The organism is Ornithinibacillus halotolerans, assembly GCF_014637405.1.
Classification (GTDB): Bacteria; Bacillota; Bacilli; order Bacillales; family Amphibacillaceae; genus Ornithinibacillus; species Ornithinibacillus halotolerans.
Genome location: NZ_BMEY01000009.1, coordinates 78,244 through 102,371, shown reverse-complemented (window position 1 = coordinate 102,371; position 24,128 = coordinate 78,244). Strand labels below are relative to the sequence as shown.

At 34.0% G+C, this 24,128-nt stretch carries 22 protein-coding genes; 18 read left to right on the top strand and 4 right to left on the bottom strand.

What is annotated here, in order from left to right; translation table 11 throughout:
• Positions 1 to 61 precede the first annotated feature (61 nt).
• The 3 genes from IEV35_RS10540 to IEV35_RS10530 all read left to right on the top strand — a co-directional run bounded on the left by IEV35_RS10540 (position 62) and on the right by IEV35_RS10530 (position 3,243).
• Positions 62 to 841 (top strand): DeoR/GlpR family DNA-binding transcription regulator, encoded by a 780-nt coding sequence (locus IEV35_RS10540; RefSeq protein ID WP_188384620.1) that lies wholly within the window; start codon positions 62 to 64, stop codon positions 839 to 841.
• Positions 842 to 845: 4 nt separating this feature from the next.
• Entirely contained in the window at positions 846 to 2,150 is a 1,305-nt protein-coding gene (gene murA / locus IEV35_RS10535) for a UDP-N-acetylglucosamine 1-carboxyvinyltransferase (protein ID WP_308419781.1), read from the top strand.
• Between the two features lie 154 nt (positions 2,151 to 2,304).
• The gene (locus IEV35_RS10530; RefSeq protein WP_188384618.1) at positions 2,305 to 3,243 is read left to right on the top strand and encodes a coiled-coil domain-containing protein; all 939 of its coding nucleotides are present in this window, start codon (positions 2,305 to 2,307) and stop codon (positions 3,241 to 3,243) included.
• Between the two features lie 87 nt (positions 3,244 to 3,330).
• Here IEV35_RS10530 and hmpA read toward each other — a convergent pair whose 3' ends face one another.
• On the bottom strand, positions 3,331 to 4,557 hold the full coding sequence (hmpA, locus tag IEV35_RS10525; RefSeq protein ID WP_188384617.1) for an NO-inducible flavohemoprotein: 1,227 nt from the start codon (positions 4,555 to 4,557) through the stop codon (positions 3,331 to 3,333).
• 138 nt (positions 4,558 to 4,695) lie between these two features.
• Here hmpA and IEV35_RS10520 point away from each other — a divergent pair, with 138 nt between their 5' ends.
• Positions 4,696 to 5,136 carry an RrF2 family transcriptional regulator gene (locus tag IEV35_RS10520; protein WP_188384616.1) on the top strand — a complete coding sequence of 147 codons (441 nt, stop codon included), beginning with the start codon at positions 4,696 to 4,698 and terminating at the stop codon, positions 5,134 to 5,136.
• Positions 5,137 to 5,288: 152 nt separating this feature from the next.
• Positions 5,289 to 6,338, top strand: coding sequence for a M42 family metallopeptidase (locus tag IEV35_RS10515; protein ID WP_373284735.1), 1,050 nt, complete (start codon positions 5,289 to 5,291; stop codon positions 6,336 to 6,338).
• A gap of 43 nt (positions 6,339 to 6,381) precedes the next feature.
• Here IEV35_RS10515 and trhA read toward each other — a convergent pair whose 3' ends face one another.
• Positions 6,382 to 7,029, bottom strand: a complete 648-nt coding sequence (gene trhA / locus IEV35_RS10510; protein WP_188384614.1) for a PAQR family membrane homeostasis protein TrhA — start codon at positions 7,027 to 7,029, stop codon at positions 6,382 to 6,384.
• Between the two features lie 130 nt (positions 7,030 to 7,159).
• Between trhA and IEV35_RS10505 the strand changes: the two genes are divergently transcribed.
• The 4 genes from IEV35_RS10505 (at position 7,160) to IEV35_RS10490 (ending at position 9,845) form a co-directional block, all read left to right on the top strand.
• On the top strand, positions 7,160 to 7,747 hold the full coding sequence (locus IEV35_RS10505) for a DUF1836 domain-containing protein (RefSeq protein ID WP_188384613.1): 588 nt from the start codon (positions 7,160 to 7,162) through the stop codon (positions 7,745 to 7,747).
• 97 nt (positions 7,748 to 7,844) lie between these two features.
• Complete coding sequence (locus tag IEV35_RS10500; RefSeq protein WP_188384612.1) at positions 7,845 to 8,225, top strand: PilZ domain-containing protein; 381 nt, start codon at positions 7,845 to 7,847, stop codon at positions 8,223 to 8,225.
• 165 nt (positions 8,226 to 8,390) lie between these two features.
• Positions 8,391 to 8,999, top strand: coding sequence for a DedA family protein (locus IEV35_RS10495; RefSeq protein ID WP_188384611.1), 609 nt, complete (start codon positions 8,391 to 8,393; stop codon positions 8,997 to 8,999).
• Between the two features lie 12 nt (positions 9,000 to 9,011).
• Entirely contained in the window at positions 9,012 to 9,845 is an 834-nt protein-coding gene (locus tag IEV35_RS10490) for an undecaprenyl-diphosphate phosphatase (protein WP_188384610.1), read from the top strand.
• 37 nt (positions 9,846 to 9,882) lie between these two features.
• Here the strand turns inward: IEV35_RS10490 and IEV35_RS10485 are convergent, their stop codons facing one another.
• Positions 9,883 to 10,896 (bottom strand): FUSC family protein, encoded by a 1,014-nt coding sequence (locus tag IEV35_RS10485; RefSeq protein ID WP_188384609.1) that lies wholly within the window; start codon positions 10,894 to 10,896, stop codon positions 9,883 to 9,885.
• A 340-nt stretch (positions 10,897 to 11,236) separates the two neighbouring features.
• On the opposite strand from IEV35_RS10485, the gene aceB reads away from it, so the two are divergent.
• From aceB to IEV35_RS10465, 4 genes are all read left to right on the top strand, one after another.
• A complete protein-coding gene (gene aceB, locus IEV35_RS10480) occupies positions 11,237 to 12,838 on the top strand; it encodes a malate synthase A (RefSeq protein ID WP_188384608.1) in 1,602 nt (533 codons plus the stop codon).
• On the top strand, positions 12,828 to 14,099 hold the full coding sequence (gene aceA / locus IEV35_RS10475; protein WP_188384607.1) for an isocitrate lyase: 1,272 nt from the start codon (positions 12,828 to 12,830) through the stop codon (positions 14,097 to 14,099). The genes aceB and aceA overlap by 11 nt, the downstream gene beginning before the upstream one ends.
• Positions 14,100 to 14,320: 221 nt before the next feature.
• Positions 14,321 to 15,523 (top strand): C40 family peptidase, encoded by a 1,203-nt coding sequence (locus tag IEV35_RS10470; protein ID WP_188384606.1) that lies wholly within the window; start codon positions 14,321 to 14,323, stop codon positions 15,521 to 15,523.
• 147 nt (positions 15,524 to 15,670) lie between these two features.
• The gene (locus tag IEV35_RS10465) at positions 15,671 to 17,179 is read left to right on the top strand and encodes a BCCT family transporter (protein ID WP_188384605.1); all 1,509 of its coding nucleotides are present in this window, start codon (positions 15,671 to 15,673) and stop codon (positions 17,177 to 17,179) included.
• Between the two features lie 32 nt (positions 17,180 to 17,211).
• Here IEV35_RS10465 and IEV35_RS10460 read toward each other — a convergent pair whose 3' ends face one another.
• Positions 17,212 to 17,787: a YitT family protein gene (locus IEV35_RS10460; RefSeq protein WP_188384604.1), complete on the bottom strand. Its 576-nt coding sequence runs from the start codon at positions 17,785 to 17,787 to the stop codon at positions 17,212 to 17,214.
• 291 nt (positions 17,788 to 18,078) lie between these two features.
• Between IEV35_RS10460 and IEV35_RS10455 the strand changes: the two genes are divergently transcribed.
• The 5 genes from IEV35_RS10455 (at position 18,079) to IEV35_RS10435 (ending at position 24,128) form a co-directional block, all read left to right on the top strand.
• Positions 18,079 to 19,359 (top strand): hemolysin family protein, encoded by a 1,281-nt coding sequence (locus IEV35_RS10455; protein WP_188384603.1) that lies wholly within the window; start codon positions 18,079 to 18,081, stop codon positions 19,357 to 19,359.
• A 136-nt stretch (positions 19,360 to 19,495) separates the two neighbouring features.
• Positions 19,496 to 20,674 carry a hypothetical protein gene (locus IEV35_RS10450; protein WP_188384602.1) on the top strand — a complete coding sequence of 393 codons (1,179 nt, stop codon included), beginning with the start codon at positions 19,496 to 19,498 and terminating at the stop codon, positions 20,672 to 20,674.
• A 112-nt stretch (positions 20,675 to 20,786) separates the two neighbouring features.
• Positions 20,787 to 21,731, top strand: a complete 945-nt coding sequence (locus tag IEV35_RS10445; RefSeq protein ID WP_188384601.1) for an AAA family ATPase — start codon at positions 20,787 to 20,789, stop codon at positions 21,729 to 21,731.
• Positions 21,728 to 22,945, top strand: coding sequence for a DUF58 domain-containing protein (locus IEV35_RS10440; protein WP_188384600.1), 1,218 nt, complete (start codon positions 21,728 to 21,730; stop codon positions 22,943 to 22,945). The genes IEV35_RS10445 and IEV35_RS10440 overlap by 4 nt, the downstream gene beginning before the upstream one ends.
• A complete protein-coding gene (locus IEV35_RS10435) occupies positions 22,935 to 24,128 on the top strand; it encodes a hypothetical protein (protein WP_188384599.1) in 1,194 nt (397 codons plus the stop codon). Before IEV35_RS10440 ends, IEV35_RS10435 begins: the two co-directional genes overlap by 11 nt.

The following is a 24,128-nucleotide window of genomic DNA, read 5'->3' as shown; positions in this document are numbered from 1 at the left end:
AAAACAGAATGATAATGCATATTATAAATGTAACATCAATGACTAAAGAGGTGGGAGAACGATGCTTGCTGAAGAACGTAGGCAACAAGTTATGGAAATCATCCAAAAAGAAGGTAGAGTGATTGCAAAAGACCTTTCGGATATGTTTAATATCTCTATTGACTCTGTTAGAAGAGATCTTACAATTATGGAAAAGCAAGGATTACTTCAAAAGACATACGGTGGAGCTGTTGCAATAACACCTCATCAAAAAGTAAGAACTTTGCCTTCTCCGGAATCCAAAAGATATAGTCCTCCTGCACGTCATCAAGATGAAATTTCGAAGTATGCTGCATCTTTTATAAAAGAACAGGATACTGTTTTTATCGGTAGTGCTGGAATTCAATATGGAATGATTAAACACTTACCAACCAGTTATCCATTTACCCTCGTAACAAATTCTTTAAAAATTGCAGAGGCAGTAAGGAATATAGAAAACATTACATCTTATTTAATAGGTGGAAAGTTAAGGGCTAATTCCGCCAATAGTATGATTGATATTATTGCACTTGAAATGGTTGGTAGGTTTACTTTTGACATAGGCTTTCTAACTGGTGGAGGTATTACCGCAGATGGAATTAGTACAGCGACACCAGAGGCCGCGGCATTCCATAGAAGAGTTTCAGAGGTTTCTAGAAAGACGATTTGCTTAGCACCTCATGAAAAAGTAAGCCAACAAATGTTTATTTCCTCCGTGCCTATGGACAGAATAGATGTAATCATCACAGACAAACAAGCTACAGAAAAAGAATTAAAAGAAATGGAAAAGAAAAATGTAGAAGTGATTTTTGTAGAAGCTTAAGGGAGTGAATGTATTGAAGGCGATTCGAGTTGACTATTCACCAGGGGTAAAAGGTACAGTTCATATTCCAGGAGCAAAGAATAGTTCATTAGCATTACTTGCAGCAGCATGCCTGTCAGATGAAGTAGTCACACTGCAAGGAATACCAAACATTGGTGATTTCCGTGTCATTTGTAAAATGGGAGAAGAAGTTGGTCTGAAGATTGAGCGAGACCTATTAGGTGATGTTCATATTGATCCAACAGGAATTCACTCTACTACTTTTGACCCTGTTAAATCTTCTTCTTTCCGCACTGCGTATTATTTTGTAGGGGCACTACTTGCGAAATATGGAAAAGTGTCAGTAGGTTATCCTGGTGGTGATGATTTTGTTAGTCGGCCGATGGATCAACATATTAAAGCATTTGAGATGATGGGTGCAACATTAACTTATCACAAAAATTATTATGTCGTGGAAGCAAAAGAATTAACAGGTGCAACTATATATTTTGATACCATAACTTCTGGTGCAACAATGAACGCGATGTTAGCTGCTACACGAGCAAAAGGCGAAACGGTGTTATATAATGCAGCTCGTGATCCAGAAGTAGTAGATACGGCCATGTTATTAAATGAGATGGGAGCAAAGGTTACTGGAGCAGGTACGAGTACGATTCGCATTACCGGAGTAAGCCATCTACACGGGTGTACTCACCGCGTTATCCCTGACCGATTAATTGCTGGATCATTTTTAATTGCAGCTGGGGTTGCCGGCGGTTCTATTACAGTAAAGGATGTTATCCCTGAACATCTCGGTTCACTAATTTCTAAGCTAAAAGAAGTTGGATTGGAAATAGAATTGGGTGACCAAGAAATAACTGCATATGCAGGTAGTAAACTTAAAGCTTCCAGAGTGAGAACAGCTATGTATCCAGGTTTTGCAACGGACTTACAACAATCAATGACAACATTATTGACCCAAGCTCATGGTAAAAGTATTATAGCCGAAAAAATATTCCCGAAGCGGTTTAATCATGTTGGGCAGCTACGTAAAATGGGGGCAGATATTCGAGTTAGGTCCGGAGTTGCCTTTGTAAAAGGAAAAGCACATTTACAAGGAGCAATGGTCCATACATCTGATATCCGAGCTGGTATTTCCCTTATTCTCGCTGGTATAGTAGCGGAAGGAACGACTTATATTACTGGAGTAGAACATATCGAACGTGGATATGAAGATGTAGTTCAAGCTTTCCAATCACTTGGAGTTTCCGTTAGCAAAGAGAACATTAATTTTGGAAGAAATAATGATGTAAGTAATGATGTCATGTAAATATAGTCTATTTTTTCACGCCCTTCATAACTGTAATGTGGGGCGTTTCTCTTTTATATCGAAATAAACGCTATAGTTCCCCTATTGCCTCCTTGAAACTTTTTCCTAAAGTTTTTCGTAGAACATAATAGAGACTAATAAGGGGGAGATTTATTTGTTCCAACAATTAAATGACGAAATTGTCCGTGTTAAAGGTGACATGTATCGGAAGAAAAAGTTAATGTTGCAATTAGATGATTATCAAGTGGAATTAGATACTATCCAACGAACTATCCATCAGTTAGAAGAGAAATTAAAAGATGAAAAAGCAGATGTGAAAAAATTAGAGGGATTCAGTATAACTAATTTCTTCTCTACTATCTCTGGGACAAAGTATGAAAAACTAGATAAAGAGAATAGAGAGGTGCTTGCTGCTCAGCTTCAGCTAGAAGAAGCAGAAAAAACAAGAGCTGAGATCGAGGCGTCTATGATGGAATTAAGCAGGAAACTGGTAGAAGTGGAAAATAGTGAAAATGAATATGAATTGCTTCTTGAGCAGAAAGAGCAGTTAATTAAGAACAGTAATTCAAGATATGCAGACGAATTATATCATATTGGTGACCAAGAAGGAGACATCCAAGCATATATTAAAGAACTGAATGAAGCAATAGAGGCTGGTGAAGATGCGAAGCAGGCTCTTCGTAATGCAGTAGATTCGCTGAATTCAGCTTCTAATTGGGGTACATGGGATATGCTAGGAGGGGGCATGATTTCTAGTGCCATTAAACATAGTAGAATGGATGATGCATCGAATCATATTCATATTGCCCAAACGAGAATGAGATCCTTCCAGAAGGAGTTACTAGATATTGACCAGATGATAAAGGTTGATATGGATATTTCAGGATTACTCAAGTTTGCAGACTTTTTCTTTGATGGTTTTATTGTAGACTGGATGGTACAGGGTAGAATAAATGATTCGCTAGACCAAGTACATAATCAATTAGCTAAAGTGAGGGAGATACTCAATATGTTAGAAGATGAACTGTCAGACCGTCAACATAAACTTTCAAATCTTCAACAGGAGAGAAAAAACATATTAGAAAGGCTATAAATCTAATGAAAAAACCAGACACAATCAGTAATCTGATGAATGTCTGGTTTTGTTGAGTAACAATAGGAATATCTCCTAATGTTGATGTTAGTTTGTAATATCTTCTGCAGGTCCAAAGATTTCATAATGAATATTAGTATCTTGTACTTCCAATTGTTTTAATAGATGATATGAAGCACGCATAAAACCTTTAGGTCCACAGAAGTAAAATGCTGCATCACTAGTTGGAATTACAGTACGTAACCATTCCAAATCAATGTATCCGGATTTGTCATATTCATCCCCATCTTTTGGATCGTCATAAATAGTATAGCTTGAAACTTGGGGGTTATTTGCTGTGATTTCTTTTACACGGTCCTTCATAGCATGAACATTGCTAGATTGTGCTGCATGAATAAAGATAACTTTACGTTCCGGATTATCTTTAATAGTTGTTTCTAGCATACTCATCATTGGAGTTAAGCCAACCCCTCCACTCATTAAAACGAGAGGTCTTGAATCGTCTTGATCCAATATAAAGTCCCCACCTGGTGCACTTATTGGAATAATACTTCCTTCCTCTACATGATTATGCAAGTAGTTAGACACAACACCTTCAGGAAGCTCATCCTTAGCTTGTTCCCGTTTTACACTTATACGATAATATCCTTCCCCAGAAGCACAAGAAAGGCTATATTGACGTAAGTGATTAAATGGTTGGTCTTCGATTTCAGCCTTTACTGTAATGTATTGACCGGCTTTAAATAATGGGAGCGGGTTTGTATCAACTGGCTCTAAATAGAACGAAGTGATAACATCACTTTCCACTACTTTTTTCGTAACCTTAAAGTCCCGGAAATCAACCCAACCGCCTGGAGATGCTTTTACTTCATCATACATTTCCTTTTCAACAGAAATAAACACATCTGCAATAACGCCATACGCCTTTTCCCAAGCAGTTATAATTTCATCCGTTGCAGCATCACCTAACACATCTTTAATTGCTAGAAGTAAATTTTCTCCCACAATTGGATAATGTTCTGGTTTAATATTCAAGCTTCTATGTTTTTGAGCGATTTGCTTCACGACAGGTAAAATAGTTTCTAAATTATCAATGTACTTTGCTGCTGCATAGACAGCATTAGCTAATGCTTTAGGCTGGTCACCTTTTCTTTGGTTGGTCAGGTTGAAAATATTTTTTAATTCCGGATAATTTTCAAACATAATCTGATAAAAACGTTTCGTAATATTCGTACCATGCTTTTCTAATACTGGTACAGTCGATTTAACAATTTCAATAGTTTCTTGATCTAATCCTAATGTAGTAGTAGCCATAGAAATGCACTCCTTGTTTGTTGTTTAAAGGTGTATTTTAAATACATCTTTATTGTATACTGGAATTGGACGACGGAACAACAGTAGAAAAGCGATTTATGTTACGATATTGTGAAGAAGAAAACAAGGAGATTAATGATGCAGTTAAAAAAGTATACAGATTATAGCCTAAGAGTATTGATTTTTGTAGGTTTAAAACCACAAGGGGAACTAGCTAGTATAAAAGAAATATCAGATGTCTATGACATTTCGCACAACCATTTAGGCAAAATTGTTCATGAATTAACGAGGCTGGAGCTATTAGAAGGGATACGTGGTCGAGGAGGCGGGATTCGTTTAGCTAAGAATCCAGAGGAGATAAATATAGGGAAATTGATACGTGTAATCGAACGTGACTTTGCATTATTAGAATGTTTTAACACAGGGGAAAATCATTGTGTGATTTCACCTGGGTGTACATTAAAACATGTATTAAACAAGGCCCTTCATAGTTTTTATCACGTATTAGATCAATATACATTAAAGGATTTAATAGCAAATGAAGAGGAATTACGTAGCTTGATGACTCAAAAACTATAATAGTAATAATTAATATTACTGATTGGTTCTATATTTGGAGAACCTGCTAAAAGCTAAAGTAGAAGTGGCAATAGTTTGTATTTCTATTCAATCTATTAGAATAGCGGTAAAATAGTAGTAATCTATATTCGAAAGGGGTAATTGAATTGGCTATGTATCCTAATGTTCAAGAAACAAAAGAATTAATAAAAGAACTAGTATCCATCCCTAGTCCAACGGGATTCACATCAAAAGTTATTCAGTTTGCTGAAGAGTACTTGACTAAACTACAAGTAGAAACTAAACGAAATCGTAAAGGTGGATTAATTGCAACAATCCCAGGAGCAAATACCAATGAACACCGAATGCTTACTGCTCATGTAGATACACTAGGAGCGATGGTTAAAGAAGTAAAAAGTAATGGTCGTCTAAAATTAGATCTTATTGGTGGATTTCGCTATAACTCAATAGAAGGAGAATATTGTGAAATTCATACTTCAAATGGAAAAGTTTATACAGGTACTATACTCATGCGACAAACCTCTGTCCATGTTTATAAAGATGCAGGGAAAGCTGAGAGAAATCAAGAAAATATGGAAGTGCGAATCGATGCAGAAGTAACGAATGCAGAAGAAATTCGTGCACTTGGAATTGAGGTCGGAGATTTTGTTTCTTTTGATCCTCGTGTAGAAATAACGGATAATGGTTTTATTAAGTCTCGTCATTTAGATGATAAAGCTAGTGTTGCAATTTTACTTCAATTAATAAAAAGATTAAAAGAAGAAAATGTTCAATTACCATATACAACTCACTTTCTAATCTCTAACAATGAAGAAATTGGTTACGGTGGAAACTCCAATATTACTCCAGAAACAGTTGAATATTTAGCTGTTGATATGGGAGCAATGGGTGATGGCCAATCTACAGATGAATATACCGTTTCTATTTGTGTGAAAGATGCAAGTGGTCCATACCATTATGGGTTACGTAAACGATTAGTAGAACTTGCTGAGAATAATAGTATTGAATATAAACTAGATATCTATCCATATTACGGTTCAGATGCCTCAGCAGCAATTAAGTCAGGGCATGATATCGTCCATGGGTTAATCGGCCCGGGAATAGACTCCTCCCATGCCTTTGAACGCACCCATGAAAAATCTTTAATCAATACAGAAAAATTAGTCTATCACTACGTATTATCAGATATGATTTCTTATTAATATAAAAAGGCACCAGCTAGGTGCCTTTTTATTTATATTCTCTCTACAACACATAAAAGTATATACATAGAAAATGAAATAAACTACCAACTAAGATAAATATGTGGAATATTTCATGGAATCCCATTTGCTTAAACTCTAAGAACTTCGGCTTTAACCAATAGATAATCGCTCCTATCGTATAAGCAACCCCTCCAAAAATAAGCAGTAACATTCCATTTAATGATAAAACTTCAAAAAGAGATGAACTAAAAAATACGACAAGCCAGCCCATTAATACATACAATCCGGTAGATAACCACCTAGGTGCTGTAAACCAAATTAATTTATACAGAACTCCAAGTACTGCAAGTCCATTTATGACGAAAAACAATGTCCAACCAAGAACACCTTGAAGACTGATGAGGCAGATAGGAGTATATGTCCCAGCAATTAATACAAAAATCATCGAATGATCAATTTTCCTAAGAAACGCGATCACACGGTCTCGAGCAACAACCATGTGGTAGGTTGCAGATGCAGAATATAACAAAATTAAGCTAACTCCAAAAATAATAACCGCAGTAATAACTATAGGGGAACCATATTCCATAGAAGCTTTAATTACTAAAGCTAGAAGTCCAATAAAGGAAACAATAGCTCCAAAAAGATGGGTAAAACCGTTTATTGGTTCACGAATATATGTGTTCATATTTACAACACCTCTTTATGTAGTTTTGATAACTACTTAAAATAATACAGCGATAACATCACCTAGTCAAGATTTTCTTTTTGGATGTTTCTCTAGTATAATAAAATAAAAAGACTTTGAGGGTAACTTTATGAAAAATATTGAATCAGCGATGGAAGACTTGAATTTAAATAATCAATTATTAATTGAGGAAATTCCGGATTTAGATCTATATATGGATCAAGTAATACAAATTTTTGAAAATAAATTTAGTAATTCAAAACGAAATCCAGACGATAAAGTGTTAACGAAAACGATGATTAATAATTATGCAAAAGGTAAATTATTTTTTCCTATTGAAAATAAGAAATATACGAAGAAACATTTAATATTAATTAGTTTAATCTACCAATTAAAAGGTGCGCTTTCTATTAATGATATTAAAATAACCTTAAATAGGTTAAATGAATTAGTTTCAGAAGAATTTGATGTTGAAAGATTATATAGAAGTTATTTAAAACTTTCAGAGTACAATACGGACCGATTTGAAAATGACGTGACTGAAAGTATAAAGGGTGTTACAAAGGAAGCTTCTGAATTTGAGGATGAAAATGCGAAATATATCGAACAACTTTTAATGATTACTTCACTCGTAAACATGAGTAATTATTATCGTCGTTTAGCAGAAAAATTAGTAGATGAGTTACAGGAAGAAAGCAATAGTAAGAAATTAAAATAGTAAATTTTTCAAAAATTAAAAGAAATTATTGTAAAAACAACATAACTACCTTATTATTTAATTAATATATTTATTCATTCATTTTGGGGGTCATCATATGCGTTATAAACGGGATGAGGCATTTCGATTTGAATTTGATGAACCTATTCCGATAACTTTTACAATAGATAAAATAAATGGAATCCCTGTTAACACATCTGAAGGGGCAGGGAAAATGCTTGATTTAAGTTTAGGTGGAATGAAAATAGCTACAACTTTGTCATTACCTGTCAACAAGGAAAATGAAATAGGAATATCTATCCACTTTACAATAGTCCAGCAACTATATTCAGTCCAAGGAAAGTTAGTTTGGAAAAAAGTAAGGGATTCGGAAAACTTATATGGTATTCAATTTCTTGCAAATAGTTCTGTTCAAAAAGCAATACTAAGGGATTTAAAATTACTTCGTAAACAAATGGTAAATTTAGAACGAATATAGTTCCCAATTAGTAAAAAAATGTATATAATCAGTAGGGGTTGATTTCTAATATTAATCAACCCCTTTTATATTGGATATAAATCTAGTTGCATAAATGATATAGTCCTTGATTATATTTATATGGACAAGATTAATTACAAGCATTTATTTGTGGAGGAAAAAAATATGCAAGAATGGGTTACAGGTATAATGGAGCAATTCGGTTACATTGGTATATTCTTCATGATGGCATTGGAGAATGTATTTCCTCCTATTCCATCTGAAATTGTTCTTCCTTTTGGAGGCTTTATGACAACTAATTCAGAACTAACCGTTGTAGGAGTCATCATTACAGCTACAAGTGGTTCTGTATTGGGAGCAATTATCCTGTATGGAATTGGTTTATTAATTGATGTAGGACGGTTAGAAAAGATAGTTGATAGATGGGGCCATATCATTCGAATTAAGAAAGAAGATATTCATAAAGCAGATGCATGGTTCGATAAATATGGTTATTGGACGGTATTATTTTGTCGAATGATACCATTAATTCGCAGCTTAATTTCTGTTCCAGCTGGTATGTCTAATATGAATTTTACACTATTTCTGTTATTCACATTAATTGGGACATTAATTTGGAATATCATCTTAATCATGATAGGTGTACTTCTAGGTGAAAACTGGCATTCTATTCTAGGGTTTATGGAGACATATTCGACAATTACTTATGCATCTATTGCAATCGGATTTATTGTATTAGTATTTATTTTTATACGCAAACGGATTAGAAAATAAAGGGGAATTATCATGGAACTAATGGATTTATTAAAAGCGTTAATTTTAGGATTAGTGGAAGGTTTAACGGAATTTGCCCCTGTTTCTTCAACTGGACATATGATCATAGTAGATGATATGTGGTTAAAATCAGAAGAATTTTTAGGGAAATATCCAGCAAATACTTTTAAAATTGTTATTCAGCTTGGATCTATATTAGCAGTAGTCGTTGTATTTTGGCAACGTTTTGTAGATTTGTTAGGGTTAAATCGTTTAATGAACAAAGAAATCCCCGCACATAAAGAGCGTCTAAAACTATCACAGGTGATAGTAGGATTAATTCCGGCAGGTGTGTTTGGTGTACTTTTTGAAGATTTTATTGATGAGTACTTATTTTCTACTGAAACAGTTCTTGTAGGATTATTGCTTGGTGCTATCTTAATGATAGTAGCTGACCGCTATGCATCTAAAAATCCAGCAGCAAAAACGGTTGATCAAATTACGTACAAGCAGGCACTAAGTGTAGGATTCATCCAATGTTTCTCTTTATGGCCTGGCTTTTCAAGATCCGGTGCAACTATTTCTGGTGGTGTATTGATGGGGATGAGTCATAGAGCTGCAGCCGATTTTACATTTATTATGGCTGTTCCAATTATGGCAGGTGCTAGTTTTCTTTCCTTATTAAAAAACTGGCAATACTTCTCTATAGAAGCATTACCATTTTTTGTTATAGGTTTTATTAGTGCGTTTATATTCGCTCTAATCTCGATAAAGTTCTTCCTAAAATTAATTGATCGCATTAAATTAACACCATTTGCTGTCTACCGAATTGTATTAGTAGTAATTATATTCGTGTTTTTCTTATAATATAGAGGATCAAGTACTTTGTAGTGCTTGATCCTTTTTAATAATTAAAGTAGCGCTTAACTAACTCACCTATTGTTATTAATTCATATAAGATTATTAATTCTGGGGGGAAGTTAGTTGGGAATTGATCGTTATTTTTTGTGATTTCCTCATTATCTTCCCAAAACATTTCTGTGATTTGTTTAAGCATTCGATCGTTTTCTTCTGCTTGATAAGTTCTATCTACTAAGTTTTCCTTGAATTGATATACGACAGCTAAAATATGTTCCTTTTCAGACTTACTCCAAGGTGTTAATTCTAACGGGGTATTGATTAAATTAACTAGATTATAATGAATCATACGTAATAATTGTATTCGATCTTGCAAGGTGTTGAATGCTTCTTTGTCATGTCCCAATAGTGGGTGATATTTACTCTCGTCTTTTTGAAAACGAACATACTTTTCAATCTTATAAAATAATGGTTTTATTTCCTCTAGTTGCTTGTCTGAATTATAATTCTTCTTTTCTTTCTCATCATCCATTATTTCTTCAAAAACAAAAGCTATTGCTTCTCCAACCTTTACTCTTAATTTATGAATACCTGTTTCGATATTATTCTGATAGTTGGGTGGTAATATTAACATATTTACAAGAGTCGAGACTCCTAAACCAATAGTAGTTGTTCCTAAACGAATTAAGAAAGATATGAAAAAATGATCATGGATAACTTCTACCATTGCAACGGATGTAATTGTAGCTACTAGAAGGCCAGCATGGAGCTTAAGTTTGTAACAAGTTACTATCGTTAATGTACCTGCTAATGTATAGGTTAACGGGGAATTACCAAAAAGTGAAATGAAAATAACGGCGTAAAGTGAGCCAATTGCTGAAGCGGGAAATCGGATGACTCCTTTGCGAATAGAATCGGACACGGTAGGCTCAATAGTAACAATAGCAGTAATTACTGCAAATACAGGCGGCCAATGTAATAATTCACAGATGGTAGCAGTTAACAATATAGATATCGATGTTTTTAATATTCTTCCGCCTCTAACCTGAAATTTTTTCATAACCTAGTCCCCTCTTTTCGTATCCCATTATAATGTATTTTAAGTGAAGTGTAGGAGAATATGCTTCTTTACAAATAGTTAGTATCATTTTTGGAGTAATCACATATCCTGTATCATAACAAATTTATAAAATGTTAACTGTTATATAAAAGGGGGTGCGATAGTTATGGAAAAACAACAAGAGAAATGCCCTGAGTGTGGTGTATATGTTGACAATTTAGGATTTATTTTAGAATGTGAGTATTGTTTATCTAAAAGAGAAGAGTAATTTTTTTTGATTATTATGTTATAGAACAAAAGTATTAATTATTTTCTGTATCATAACAATTGGAGGCCGAGGATGAAAACTACTGACTTAGTTAGTTGTAAAAGGAATATCTCTAACCAAGAGTACATTTTAACAGATGGTGCACTAGAATTCTTAGTGAAGCTCCATCAAAAATTTAATGGTAGAAGGTTAACCCTGTTAAAAGATAGAAAGTCATTTCAAACAAGAATTAATGAAGGGCATACACTTAGTTTTTTAGAAGAAACTTCAGATATCCGAAATAGCGACTGGAAGATTGCTCCTTTACCTGATGATTTAATGGACCGGAGAGTAGAGATTACTGGTCCAGTTGACCGGAAAATGATTATCAATGCATTAAATTCTGGAGCAAATGTGTTTATGGCAGATTTTGAGGATGCATCTTCTCCAACATGGGAAAACATGGTCAATGGCCAATTAAACTTACGAGATGCCGTTCGGAAACAAATTGATTTCCTTTCTTCTAATGGTAAGGAATATAAATTGAATCCAGAGACAGCTGTGTTAGTCGTCCGTCCAAGAGGATGGCATTTAGAAGAAAAGAATATATATGTTCAAAATGAAGCGATGTCAGCAAGCCTCTTTGATTTCGGATTATATTTTTACCATAATGCAAGACAACTAATGGAAAATGGAACTGGACCATACTTTTATTTACCAAAAATAGAGCATTACAAAGAAGCTCGACTTTGGAATGATGTATTTATTTTTGCACAGGAATCGCTGGGTATTCCAATTGGAACGATAAAAGCAACAGTATTAATAGAGACGATAACAGCTGCATTTGAAATGGATGAAATCTTATATGAATTAAAGGAGCATTCAGCGGGTTTAAATTGTGGAAGATGGGATTATATCTTTAGCTTTATTAAGAAGTTTCATAATCGTATGGATGTCATTTTTCCAGACCGTCATTTAGTTACGATGGAATCGTCTTTTATGCGAGCATATTCACGATTGGCTATAGAGACTTGTCACAAGAGAAATGCGCCAGCAATAGGTGGAATGGCAGCACAAATACCAGTGAAAAATGATGTGAGTGCTAATGAATCTGCATTTAATAAAGTGAGAGCAGATAAGGAAAGAGAAGCACGTGATGGTCATGACGGCACTTGGGTTGCTCACCCTGGAATGGTTGCTTTAGTTAGAGATGTATTTAACAAAGAAATGCCTACACGTAATCAAATAAATAAAAAATTAGATTACAAGATAACTAGTAAGGACTTATTAGAAATCCCTCCAGGTGAAATTACAGAAGCGGGTTTACGGACTAATATTAGTGTTGGAATAGAATATATTACTGCCTGGTTAAATGGAAGGGGTGCTGTACCAATTAACAATTTAATGGAGGATGCAGCAACTGCTGAAATTTCTAGAGCCCAAGTTTGGCAATGGATTCGTCATCCGAAAGGAAAGTTAACGGATGGCAGAAATATCACAATGGACTTTGTTAATACGGTAATTGATGAGGAATTAGATAGATTGCTAACTAAATATGATTTTCATTTCAAGGATAAATTTATTCGAGCAAAAGAGATCTTTAGCAAACTCGTGTACAATGAAGAGTTTGTTGATTTTCTGACATTGCCTGCATATGAAGAATTAGTGAAAGAGGGGAACAGAGATGCTGAATGAGCGAATTGAAAAATTACAAATAGATTGGGAAGAGAATACAAGGTGGGATGGTATAAAACGTCCGTATACTGCTGAAGATGTGATTGAATTACGTGGCTCGATTGATATTGAATATACCCTTGCCAAAAAAGGTGCAGAAAAACTATGGAAAATGGTGAACGCCGACTCTTACGTAAAAGCACTAGGAGCATTAACTGGAAATCAAGCGGTTCAGCAAGTGAAAGCTGGACTTCAAGCTATATATTTGAGTGGTTGGCAAGTAGCGGCAGATGCAAATGTTGCAGGTCAGATGTATCCTGATCAAAGTCTGTATCCAGTTAATAGTGTACCCAATGTAGTTAAGAGAATAAATCAAGCACTTCAACGCGCAGATCAAATATATTTTTCAGAAGGTAAGGAAGAAATAGATTGGTTTGTTCCAATTGTGGCAGATGCAGAAGCGGGATTTGGTGGTCAACTAAATGTATTTGAATTAATGAAAGCAATGATTGAAGCAGGTGCGGCAGCAGTACATTTCGAAGACCAATTATCATCGGAGAAGAAATGTGGTCACCTTGGAGGAAAAGTGTTATTACCGACCCAAACAGCAGTTAGAAATTTAATTGCTGCTCGATTTGCAGCAGATGTAATGGGTACGCCAACACTTATTATCGCTAGAACTGATGCTAACGCAGCAGATTTAATAACAAGTGATGTTGACCCAGAGGATGCTCCTTTTATAACTGGCGAGCGTACGGATGAAGGTTTCTTTAGAACTAAGGCGGGAATTGAACAGGCTATTAGTAGAGGGCTAGCATATGCACCTTATGCAGACTTAATATGGTGTGAAACTTCTGAACCAAATTTACAAGAAGCTCAACAATTTGCGGATGCTATACATGAAAAATATCCGAATAAGCTACTAGCATATAACTGTTCTCCATCGTTTAATTGGAAAAAGAAATTAACAAATGAGGAGATTGCTAGTTTTCAAGATGAATTGGCTAAAATGGGATATAAGTTTCAATTTGTAACATTAGCAGGGTTCCATGCATTGAACTATAGTATGTTTGAACTCGCTAGAAAATATAAAGTAACTGGAATGGCTGCTTATTCCGAATTACAACAAAATGAATTTGCAAGTGAGGAATATGGATATACTGCTACGAAACATCAAAGAGAAGTCGGAACAGGTTACTTTGATAAAGTGGCAACAGTAATATCTGGCGGAACTTCCTCAACGATAGCACTAAGTGGATCAACAGAAGAAGAACAGTTTTGATTGGCAATTTTTACAGACCATAGTTATATGGTCTGTTCTTTTTTATCCACTCTTAGTACCTACTCATATTTTTTGAAATCTATTTGTAACACTACAATAATACTAGTGACATTTAATGGTGCTATACTTTCTATGACAAAAGTAATAGATTAAATAGACAATTTACATAGACATAGAAGATTAATAGATTTGGTAGAGAGTCTAGAAAGTGGGGAAAGAAAGTGAAAAAGTCTTTCGTTACAATTGCAACAGTAGCTGTAATCGGCCTTACAAGTAGTTTTGCCTTAGATGTTGCTCATGCAGAAAATATCCATGACTTAAATAATAGACAAGCAGAGATAAAAAATGAACGTTCAAATATAAAAAGTGAGTTATCAAAAGCAGAGGAAGAAATTGCAAAAGTTCTAACAGAAATTGAAGAATTAAACGAAGAGATTAAACAAGTTGAAGAAGCATTAAAATCAAATCAAAAGATGATTGATGATACTAATGAGCAAATTAAAACAACAGAGGAAGAAGTTGCTCAATTAGAAAAAGAGATAGAAAAACGCTATGACCTTTTAAGTACTCGTATGGTTAATTATCAGAAAAATGGTGGAAGTATCGGCTTCCTTGATGTAATATTCGGTTCTTCTAGTTTTACAGACTTTATTAGTCGTGTAGCAGCTGTAAATAAGATTACAACATCAGATGCAGATTTAGTTAACAAACTAGAAGAAGATAAGCAAAAAGTAGCAGACAAATTAGCTGAATTATCGGATCTTCAAACAGAGTTAAAAGGGATGCAAGATACGATTTTAGTTCAAAAAGATCAAAATGAAACGAAGAAAAAAGAATTAAGTAAAAAAGAAAAAAGTCTTACGAATAAAATAAAAGATTTACAAATTGAAGAACGTCAGTTAGCTTCAATCGAAGCACAAGTAAATAGACAACTTGCAGCAAAAAGAACAGTATCCAATCCTGTTGCATCAGCAAATAGCAGTAATAGTTCAGATTCAAATGGTTCTTTAACACAATTAAGTAAAAGTAAGCAGTCTGCACCTGCTTCTTCCAATGGTGTTGTTCAAACTGCAATCAATGCTGGATACCCACATATAGGAACTCCTTATGTATGGGCAGGAAAAGGTCCAGGAGGTTTTGATTGTTCAGGATTTGTATCTTGGGCGTATGGACAAGCAGGGGTATCTTTACCTTCTAGTACATCAGCAATGCAGTATTCAGGAATAAAGGTATCCTATAGTGATATTAGACCAGGAGACTTAGTCTTCTTCAATACGTATAAAACAAATGGTCATGTTGGAATATACGTTGGTAATGGAAAATTCATCGGTGCTCAGAATTCTACTGGATTAGCTGTTGCAGATATGACTTCTGGATATTGGAAAGATCACTTTTCCGGTCATGTGAGAAGAGTAGTTCAATAATAATGAAATAAAATTAGTTAAGATCAAACTTCTATATAGTTAGAGGTTTGATCTTTTTTGTTTTTAGGGAATACCATACTTAGAATAAAAAATAATATTAGTAAAAGAATAAAAAAGAATGAAATTTATAATAGAAAGGAATAATTCATGAAAAAGAGGTCCTATCATAATCCTGTATTTTACATATCTGCGATTAGTATCTCTGTTTTAGTCCTACTGGGAGCGTTTTTGCCGAAACGATTTGAGTATGTTGCTCAAATGTTGTTTAATTTCACTACTATAAATTTTGGATGGTTATATTTACTAGCTGTATTTATGTTTATCATTTTTCTAATTGCTCTTTCCCTTAGTAAATATGGTAAGGTACGCTTAGGAGCACAAAATTCTCGACCCGATTATCCTTTTTTTACATGGATTGGCATGCTATTTTCAGCTGGTTTTGGATCAGGTTTAGTATTCTGGGGTGTTGCAGAACCAATGTCTCATTTTTTTACAACGCCATTTCCAGATTTAGGTAGTAAATCTGAAGAAGCAGCACGTATAGCAATGGGATATAGCTTTTTTCATTGGGGAATTAGTCAATGGTCTGTTTTTGCGATTGTTGGATTAATTATTGCTTTTAATCAATTTAATAAGGAGAAAAACGGTTTAATCTCGACTGCCATCTCTCCTGTACTTGGAAAGAGTAAAATTGTTTCTAATTCGATTGATTCATTAGCGGTAATTGCAACTGTAATGGGGGTAGCGACTTCATTAGGTCTTGGTATATTACAAATGAATGGAGGTTTATCTAGTAAATTTGGTATACCTAATTCGATATGGACACAGATAATTATTGCAGTCGTAATTTTATTACTGTATTTATTATCATCCAGTACTGGTTTAAACAAAGGGATTAAATGGCTTAGTAATATTAATTTAGGCCTCTGTTTACTGTTATTACTTTTTGTGTTTATTACAGGTCCTACTATATTTATATTAAACTCTTTTACACTTGGACTCGGAGATTATTTAACCAATTTTATTGAATATAGTTTACGGCTAACACCATACCGAGGCGGAAGTTGGGTACGAGATTGGACCATTTTCTATTGGGCGTGGGCAATAGCTTGGTCTCCATTTGTAGGTGCATTTGTTGCTAGAGTTTCTAGAGGAAGAACGATTAGAGAATTTGTTTTTGGTGTATTAATTGTTCCACCGGCTATAGCTTGTTTATGGGTTGCCGTATTTGGTGGTACAGCATTACATAGTGATCTTAATTCTGGGGCAATGATTGCAGAAGCGGTAAACAAAGATGTATCAATTGCCTTATTTGAGACTTTTAAGGTTCTGCCAATGTCAACCATTCTGTCCATTCTTGCCATTCTGTTAATTTTCACATTTCTAGTTACCTCAGCAGATTCTGCTACGTATATCCTAAGTAGTATGACATCAAAAGGTAGTTTAAATCCAGAGCTAGTAGTAAAAATTATTTGGGGAGTATTAATTACTGCTATAGCTCTAGTTCTGTTATTAGCTGGTGGTTTAGATGCTTTACAAACAGCGTCCCTCATATCTGCTCTACCATTTACATTAATCCTAATCATCATTGTTCTTGCTTTTGTTAAGTTACTTCGTCGAACAAATAATGAAACAACAAAAGACGTAAAAAAATAAAGCAAAAAAGTAGCTCTTTTTAATAATATGAGCTACTTTTTATGTTTGAAATAACTTGTAATGGAGACTGTTGTTACCCCAATTATAGCAACTAACATACCGGAATAAAGAATAGTGGTTTCGACTATAACAATAGATCCAATAAGAATGACTATACTATCAAAAAAGAGTATAAAAATACCAACGTTTATGGATGTGAATTTAGCTAGCATTAATGCAAGTAAGTCCAATCCTCCACTACTAATATGATTCGTTAATAAGATGCTAATTCCTATTCCAATTATGAAGCCCCCACATATGCTACTGATATAAACAGGGAGGGAAGAATAAAATGATATTGGCTGGAAGAGGTCAATAAAAAAGGATGAAACTAATAATCCATGTATGCCATTATAGAAATATTTTCTATCAACGAAGAAAGCAAGCAAATAAAGTGGACAACTTAGAATAATAGTAATTAAACCAGGTTGTAATTGAAATGCATACTTTCCAATTAAACTAATTCCAACTATTCCTCCTTCAACTAAATGATGAGGTATGACAAAATAATTTACCCCAATTGCGATAAAAAAGCTACCCAAAATGATAGCTATTGTCTTTTTTATCAATAGTACTCCCACCTTGTCCAATTAGCATATTTTAGTGTATGAACAGTTCTCACGTAACATGAAATATTATTGTAGACTGATTGTTTGAGATAGAATATAATTATCTTAAGAAAGTAGGTGATTCTGATGGGAAGGCATTAGTATACATTAATCAAATAAATTTTGTAGATATTCTAAGTTTTCCTAAGAGAAGAATCATCTACAAAGGAACGGAACAATAACTAACTATTTATAGTTTGAAAATTTCAGGAGGTGAAATCCTACGTATCATTTTTGATACGAGGATCTTAATTGGATATAGTAAACTTACTTTGGGTTGCTACATTGATACTTTTAACCGCATTCTTTGTAGCAACCGAATTTGCCATTGTGAAGGTTCGTTCAAGCCGTATTGAACAACTAATTGAGGAAGGTAATTCAAAAGCGGTTAGCTTGAAAAAAATAGACGATAACCTGGATGCATTTATCAATCTGTGTCAAGTTGGTCTAACAGTGACTGCATTAGCACTTGGATGGATAGGTAAAGGGTATGTCGAATCGGTATTTCGTCCAATTTTCGAGAATATGGGATTAACTAATTCAGTTGGTTTCTTATCATTTTTAATTGCCTTTTTCATTATTTTATATCTTCGTTTAGTGCTTGGTGAATTAGTCCCAAAAGCAGTAGCAACTAATAATGCAGAAGTACTAGCCTTAAATTTAGCAAAACTACTAATAGTCGTCCGTTATATTCTTTATCCGATTACGTTTATATTTAACGGCACTGCAAAACTGTTAATTCGTTTACTAGGTCTAAAACCTACAAGTGAAAATGACAATGCTCATTCAGAAGAAGAGCTTCGCCTTATTTTATCTGAAAGCTATAAAAATGGGGAAATAAATAAGTCAGAAATGACATATGTGAATAATATCTTTGAATTTGATGAACGGGTTGCTAGAGAGATTATGGTACCCAGAACAGAAATGGTCTGTTTCTTCAAAGAAGATAGTTATGAAACAAATATTAATGTTATCCGTGAAGGACAATATACGAGATATCCAGTAGCAGATGGTGATAAGGACCATATTATTGGATTGGTTAATATTAAGGAATTATTTACAGGCCATATTACTAGTGAAAAAGAATCTATAGTTCCACATATACGTCCAATTCTCCATGTTTCTGAATCAACGCCAATTAAGCAAGTGCTATTAAGAATGCAAAAAGAACGAATTCATATGGCGATTGTAGTTGATGAATATGGTGGAACAGCAGGATTAATAACAGTTGAAGATATATTAGAAGAAATCGTAGGAGACATACGTGATGAATTTGATGTACATGAAACTCCTATGATTGAAGAACAAGAAAATGGCTCTGTCTTAGTCGATGGGAAGCTTTTATTATATGAAGTTAATGAATTTCTTGGTACAGATCTTGATGAAGAAGAAGTCGACACTATCGCAGGATGGATTATTACTCAAAATGTAGAAGCTAAAAAAGGCACTACAGTTGAGCATGAAGGATTTAAATTCATTGTAGAAGAAAACGATGGATATCAAATTAAGAAAATAAGAATTGTAAAAGCATAAATATAAAAAAGACAATCTGTAATGGATTGTCTTTTTTATGTTTGCAAATAAATTTCAATCATAAAATTCGGAATATTTGTGTTATAATGTTTGGAAATGTCTTGTTACTTAACTGAAGATAAAGGTTGTGTCTTAATTGAATTATAGAAACCTTAAGGTAATCCATGCTTATCACTTTATTAGTGAAGCAATTATCGTTTATTTGTTACTTCTTCCTGTTGTTTTTCACCATTACATGCAGGTAGATTATTGGATTTTTATATTTCTTGTACTAGGCTTAGCTCTGACTTATACAATCATTTCTAAATATTCTACTGGTCATTTGTGGTATTTTTTATCGGTTCCTGTTGTAATCGCCGTCTTCTTAATGGTCGGATATCCTTTAGGATTAAGCATAACATTTACAGGATTAATTACCTGGAGATATATTGCAATTCGTAGTGAAATGTACTTACAAAGAGAAAATATGTATTTAATATTGACATTGGTATTAACAGTATTAGGTCTATTATTTCTACGTGATCTTGTTTTCTTATTCATCTTTGTCTTTCAACTAATAAATATTTTAGTAGGATTTATTTTAAGTAATATAGTTTCTAACAGCCGATCTGAAAGAAGATATATTAATAGGAAAATATGGCCGCGTTTTATCATATTTTTTACTTTTATTACAATTTTTATTTATTTATTTTCCGATGTTTTACAATTTGTAAGTATAAAAATATGGCAGGCAATAAGTGGTATTCTCTTCTTTTTTGCGACATTACTGTCTAGACTAGTTCCAGATGCTGATTATGAGAACTTAATAGATTGGAATAAGTATAGAATAGAAGAAATGGGGTTAGGAGAAGAGGGAGAACCAGGCCCATCCATTTGGGGATATGTGGCTACCTATTCAATAACTTACATCTTAATCACGGCATTCATTATTTTAGGTGGGATTTATTTAATCGTAAGACAATTCCGTACAAGGGTGAAGTTTAGAGAAGAAAATGACCAATTATCTGAATCTTATGAACTAGTTCCTACAAATAGTAAATTAGTTTTTCCATTTGAAAGAATTAGAAAGTTGTTCATTGGAAAGCCAACTAATCCAGTAAGACAATTAGTCTTCGAGTTTGAGAGAACAGCAGTGAAATATAAGAAGGGTAGAAAGCCTTTTGAAACAGTGGAGGATTGGCTAGATAGGATTGGATTATCATCAAATTTGCTTGCTTATCAAAAGGTTAGGTACGGCGAAATGGATGTGAATGAGAGTGAAATGAATCAATTAAAACAAGAATTGAGAAACATGATAGATTACTTAAAAGAATAGAGTAAAGAAAAAGAGTGAAACTTTCATACTTTAATATCGTAAATGAATAGAAAGACATGTTATAATAGTATCAATTATCTAATTTTTACTACTAATAGGGGGTTTTTAAAGAATGGAAAATATTAAATTAGCAAAGGAATCACTAAATAAAGTTATTTATGGTAAGGAAGAAGTTGTCGATTTACTTTTCACCGCCTTATTTGCAGGTGGCCATGTGTTATTGGAGAGTGTACCAGGGACTGGGAAAACTAAATTAGCGAAAAGTTTTGCTAAAGTAATGGATGGTAAATTTAATCGTGTTCAGTTTACTCCAGATGTACTTCCTAGTGATGTAACTGGTATCAGATTCTTTAACCCAAAAACACAGGAGTTTGAATTGCGTATCGGACCAGCAGTATCCAATGTATTACTTGCTGATGAAATTAACCGTGCAACACCAAAAACACAATCCAGTTTATTAGAAGTTATGGAGGAATACCAAGCTACTATTGATGGTGAAACAATTAAAATAGAGGCACCATTTATAGTTCTTGCTACACAAAACCCAGTAGAAAGTAATTATGGAACTTTCCCATTACCTGAAGCACAGTTAGACCGTTTCTTGTTTAAAGTTGATTTAGGATATCCATCAAAAGAGGAAGAGAAACAAATATTAACTACATATCGTACAAGTGATCCATATGATTCCATTAGTGCTGCATTGTCATTAGATGAGATTCGCTCTATTCAAGAGGAAATAAAAGAAGTTACCATTTCTGAAGTGGTATATGACTATTTATTAGATTTAGTTCATGCATCAAGGAATCATCATGAAGTTGAGTTAGGCATTAGCCCGAGGGGAATGCTTGCATTAATGCGTGCAACACAAGCACGTGCATACTTACAAGGTAGAGAATATGTTACTCCAGATGATATTAAATCATTAACGCCGTATGTATTTGAGCATCGTCTAATACTTACAATGGAAGGCTCCATTAAGAAAACTGCAGAACAAATTGTACAAGAAATTTTGGAAGCTGTCCCTGTACCGGTTGAAGAAGGGGCCGTTACTCAATGATGTGGAGAAAGGAAGCAGGAACAGGAGACTCAAGCAGTTTTGATTATATCCTTTTAGCTTTACTAGTTTTCTTTATTGTCGGAGTCATATTCAAATCACCAATCGTCTTTATCGCAGTTGGTATTTTTACTGCCTATTTAATTGCATACAAAATTTACGACAAAAGTGTGGAGAAAAGTCTCTCCTTAAAGAATGAACAACGTTCGATCAAGCTTTTTCCAGGGGAGGAAACTAGTTATAAATTTGAAATAGAAAATAGGTCAATGTTTCCATTAATTAATGGAGAATTCACTTTTCAAATTGGTTCTGCAATGAAAGCTTATACAATTGCAAATAACGACAAAGAGTACTGGAAAGAATTAAAACTTCCACTATCTATAATTCAAAAGAAGAAGACAGTTATTGAATTTCCTTTACATGCAGAGCAAAGAGGGGTTGCTCGTGTAAAAAATATATCATATGATTTCCCTCATTTATTAAACTTTAGCAGGGTTCGCCTTCGTTATTATGATTTTCATAATACGGAATTTATTGTTTATCCGAAGCTATTACCAGTACATGGAGCAAATGCGGTCTTTCATATGATGCCTGGGGAAAGTAGATTAAATTTTTCTCCTTTTGAAGATGTTCAAAGTCCATTAGGAACACGGGATTACAGTTATAGTGATCCATTCCATAAGATTAATTGGAAGGCTACTGTAAAAACACAGAAAATGCAAACCAATATATATGAAAAAGTAGTCGATCGAACGTTTGTATTTATTATCAATTTAAGTACAGAGAATGATAAAAACTTAGTAAGCTTTAATAAAAATCTCGAAAATTTACTTTCTTATACTGCCTATTTAAGTGAATATGCTACCAAAATGCGAATTCCATTTGAGATTTATATTAATGCTAGAAAACCAGGGAAGACGCCATATATTCACTTGCATGAAGGCGAAGGAAAAACTCATTATATGCACGCACTTGAAATGCTTGCAAGGGTTCATAAACAAGCCCCAATCTTGCCATTTAATAAGATGATGTTTCATATTGGAAAACAGTTTATTAAGCCAAAAACCATAATATTCATCGGTGACTTGCCGTCTGGTGCCATGGAAATGATGAATTCTTGGAAACAAGCCCAAAATAGTGTTTACCAAGTTGTGGAAGGAGAAGGTGGAGCTGGTATCAGATCAGTTACGAGGGAGGCAATCAGGAATGCAACATAATCATCCTCTGATTGCCTATGCCTATCACTTTTTGGCGGAAGCTATTATCATATTTATGGTTTTTATGCCTGTCTTTTATCATCGCTATTTCTACGTTCCTTATTGGAGCTATCTAGCAGTAATTGTTGTTGCATGTATTATCTTTACACTTATTAAAAAGTCTAATGCTAATTTATTTGTATACGTACTAGTCGCACCTGTTTTATTCGTTACATTCTCTATGCTTGATTATCCAACGATTATAGTTATTTTATTATCTGGTTTACTAGTTTGGAGATATATGGCAATACAACATCAAGAGTTCATTAAAAGAGAATCGTTATATATTTTATTAACAGTTATCGCTACGATATATGTAACAATCTTTGTTCATGATAGTGAGTTTATGGTATATCCATTTTTACAGTTTGTAATCTTGTTTTTTGGATATATCTCCAGTCATTTAGTTTATGTTGTGAAAGAAGATCGAAAACAAATAGATCGTAAAGTACCAGGGTATTTTATAGGGATATTGATAGCCGGAGCAGTTTTGCTTTTTGCTACTTACCCAATCTTGCGGTTCGTCACTGTTACACTATGGGATGGTTTGATCTCATTGACAGGTGGTTCAATCCTTGGTGTTTCAAATGTATTAGGTTACTTTTTTGAAGTTGAAAAAAGAGGTTGGCCAGATCAAGACAGTGATAAGATAACACATGACGGGTATGGGTATGCAGCACCAGATGAAAGTGTTATTCGCGAAATGTCAGGTCTATTAATGTTTACAATTGCTGTTGTATTATTATTTGTTATGGTACTTTTGATCATCTCCTTCTTTAGAAGACAAGTTAAGAAACGTTATAAAAAAGGAGAGATTCAAGAGAAAGTTTCGGAGGCTACTTTCCTTATCCAACGGGATTCAATTGTAGAAGACAATAAAACATCTATTTTTCGTCGTAAGGTCAAATCACCAAATCATCCGATTCGAAAATTGGTATTTCAATTTGAACGGAAAGCAGTCAAACATAAAAAAGGTAGAAAGCCACATGAAACGATTGAAGATTGGTTTAAACGAATTGGAATAGAAGAGGACATTAATATTTACCAGAGTGTACGGTATGGAAATCATATAGTAAATGAATCCGATCAAGAGTCATTGAAGGAACAATTGAAACGGATGGAGGAACTGCTGACCGCTAAATAG

Coding starts and splice junctions, on each gene's coding strand:
- IEV35_RS10540 (WP_188384620.1), top strand. CDS start 62: ATGCTTGCTGAAGAACGTAGGCAACAAGTTATGGAAATCATCCAAAAA.
- hmpA (WP_188384617.1), bottom strand. CDS start 4,557: ATGGCTACTACTACATTAGGATTAGATCAAGAAACTATTGAAATTGTT.
- IEV35_RS10520 (WP_188384616.1), top strand. CDS start 4,696: ATGCAGTTAAAAAAGTATACAGATTATAGCCTAAGAGTATTGATTTTT.
- IEV35_RS10515 (WP_373284735.1), top strand. CDS start 5,289: ATGTATCCTAATGTTCAAGAAACAAAAGAATTAATAAAAGAACTAGTA.
- trhA (WP_188384614.1), bottom strand. CDS start 7,029: ATGAACACATATATTCGTGAACCAATAAACGGTTTTACCCATCTTTTT.
- IEV35_RS10505 (WP_188384613.1), top strand. CDS start 7,160: ATGAAAAATATTGAATCAGCGATGGAAGACTTGAATTTAAATAATCAA.
- IEV35_RS10500 (WP_188384612.1), top strand. CDS start 7,845: ATGCGTTATAAACGGGATGAGGCATTTCGATTTGAATTTGATGAACCT.
- IEV35_RS10495 (WP_188384611.1), top strand. CDS start 8,391: ATGCAAGAATGGGTTACAGGTATAATGGAGCAATTCGGTTACATTGGT.
- IEV35_RS10490 (WP_188384610.1), top strand. CDS start 9,012: ATGGAACTAATGGATTTATTAAAAGCGTTAATTTTAGGATTAGTGGAA.
- IEV35_RS10485 (WP_188384609.1), bottom strand. CDS start 10,896: ATGAAAAAATTTCAGGTTAGAGGCGGAAGAATATTAAAAACATCGATA.
- aceB (WP_188384608.1), top strand. CDS start 11,237: ATGAAAACTACTGACTTAGTTAGTTGTAAAAGGAATATCTCTAACCAA.
- aceA (WP_188384607.1), top strand. CDS start 12,828: ATGCTGAATGAGCGAATTGAAAAATTACAAATAGATTGGGAAGAGAAT.
- IEV35_RS10465 (WP_188384605.1), top strand. CDS start 15,671: ATGAAAAAGAGGTCCTATCATAATCCTGTATTTTACATATCTGCGATT.
- IEV35_RS10445 (WP_188384601.1), top strand. CDS start 20,787: ATGGAAAATATTAAATTAGCAAAGGAATCACTAAATAAAGTTATTTAT.
- IEV35_RS10440 (WP_188384600.1), top strand. CDS start 21,728: ATGATGTGGAGAAAGGAAGCAGGAACAGGAGACTCAAGCAGTTTTGAT.
- IEV35_RS10435 (WP_188384599.1), top strand. CDS start 22,935: ATGCAACATAATCATCCTCTGATTGCCTATGCCTATCACTTTTTGGCG.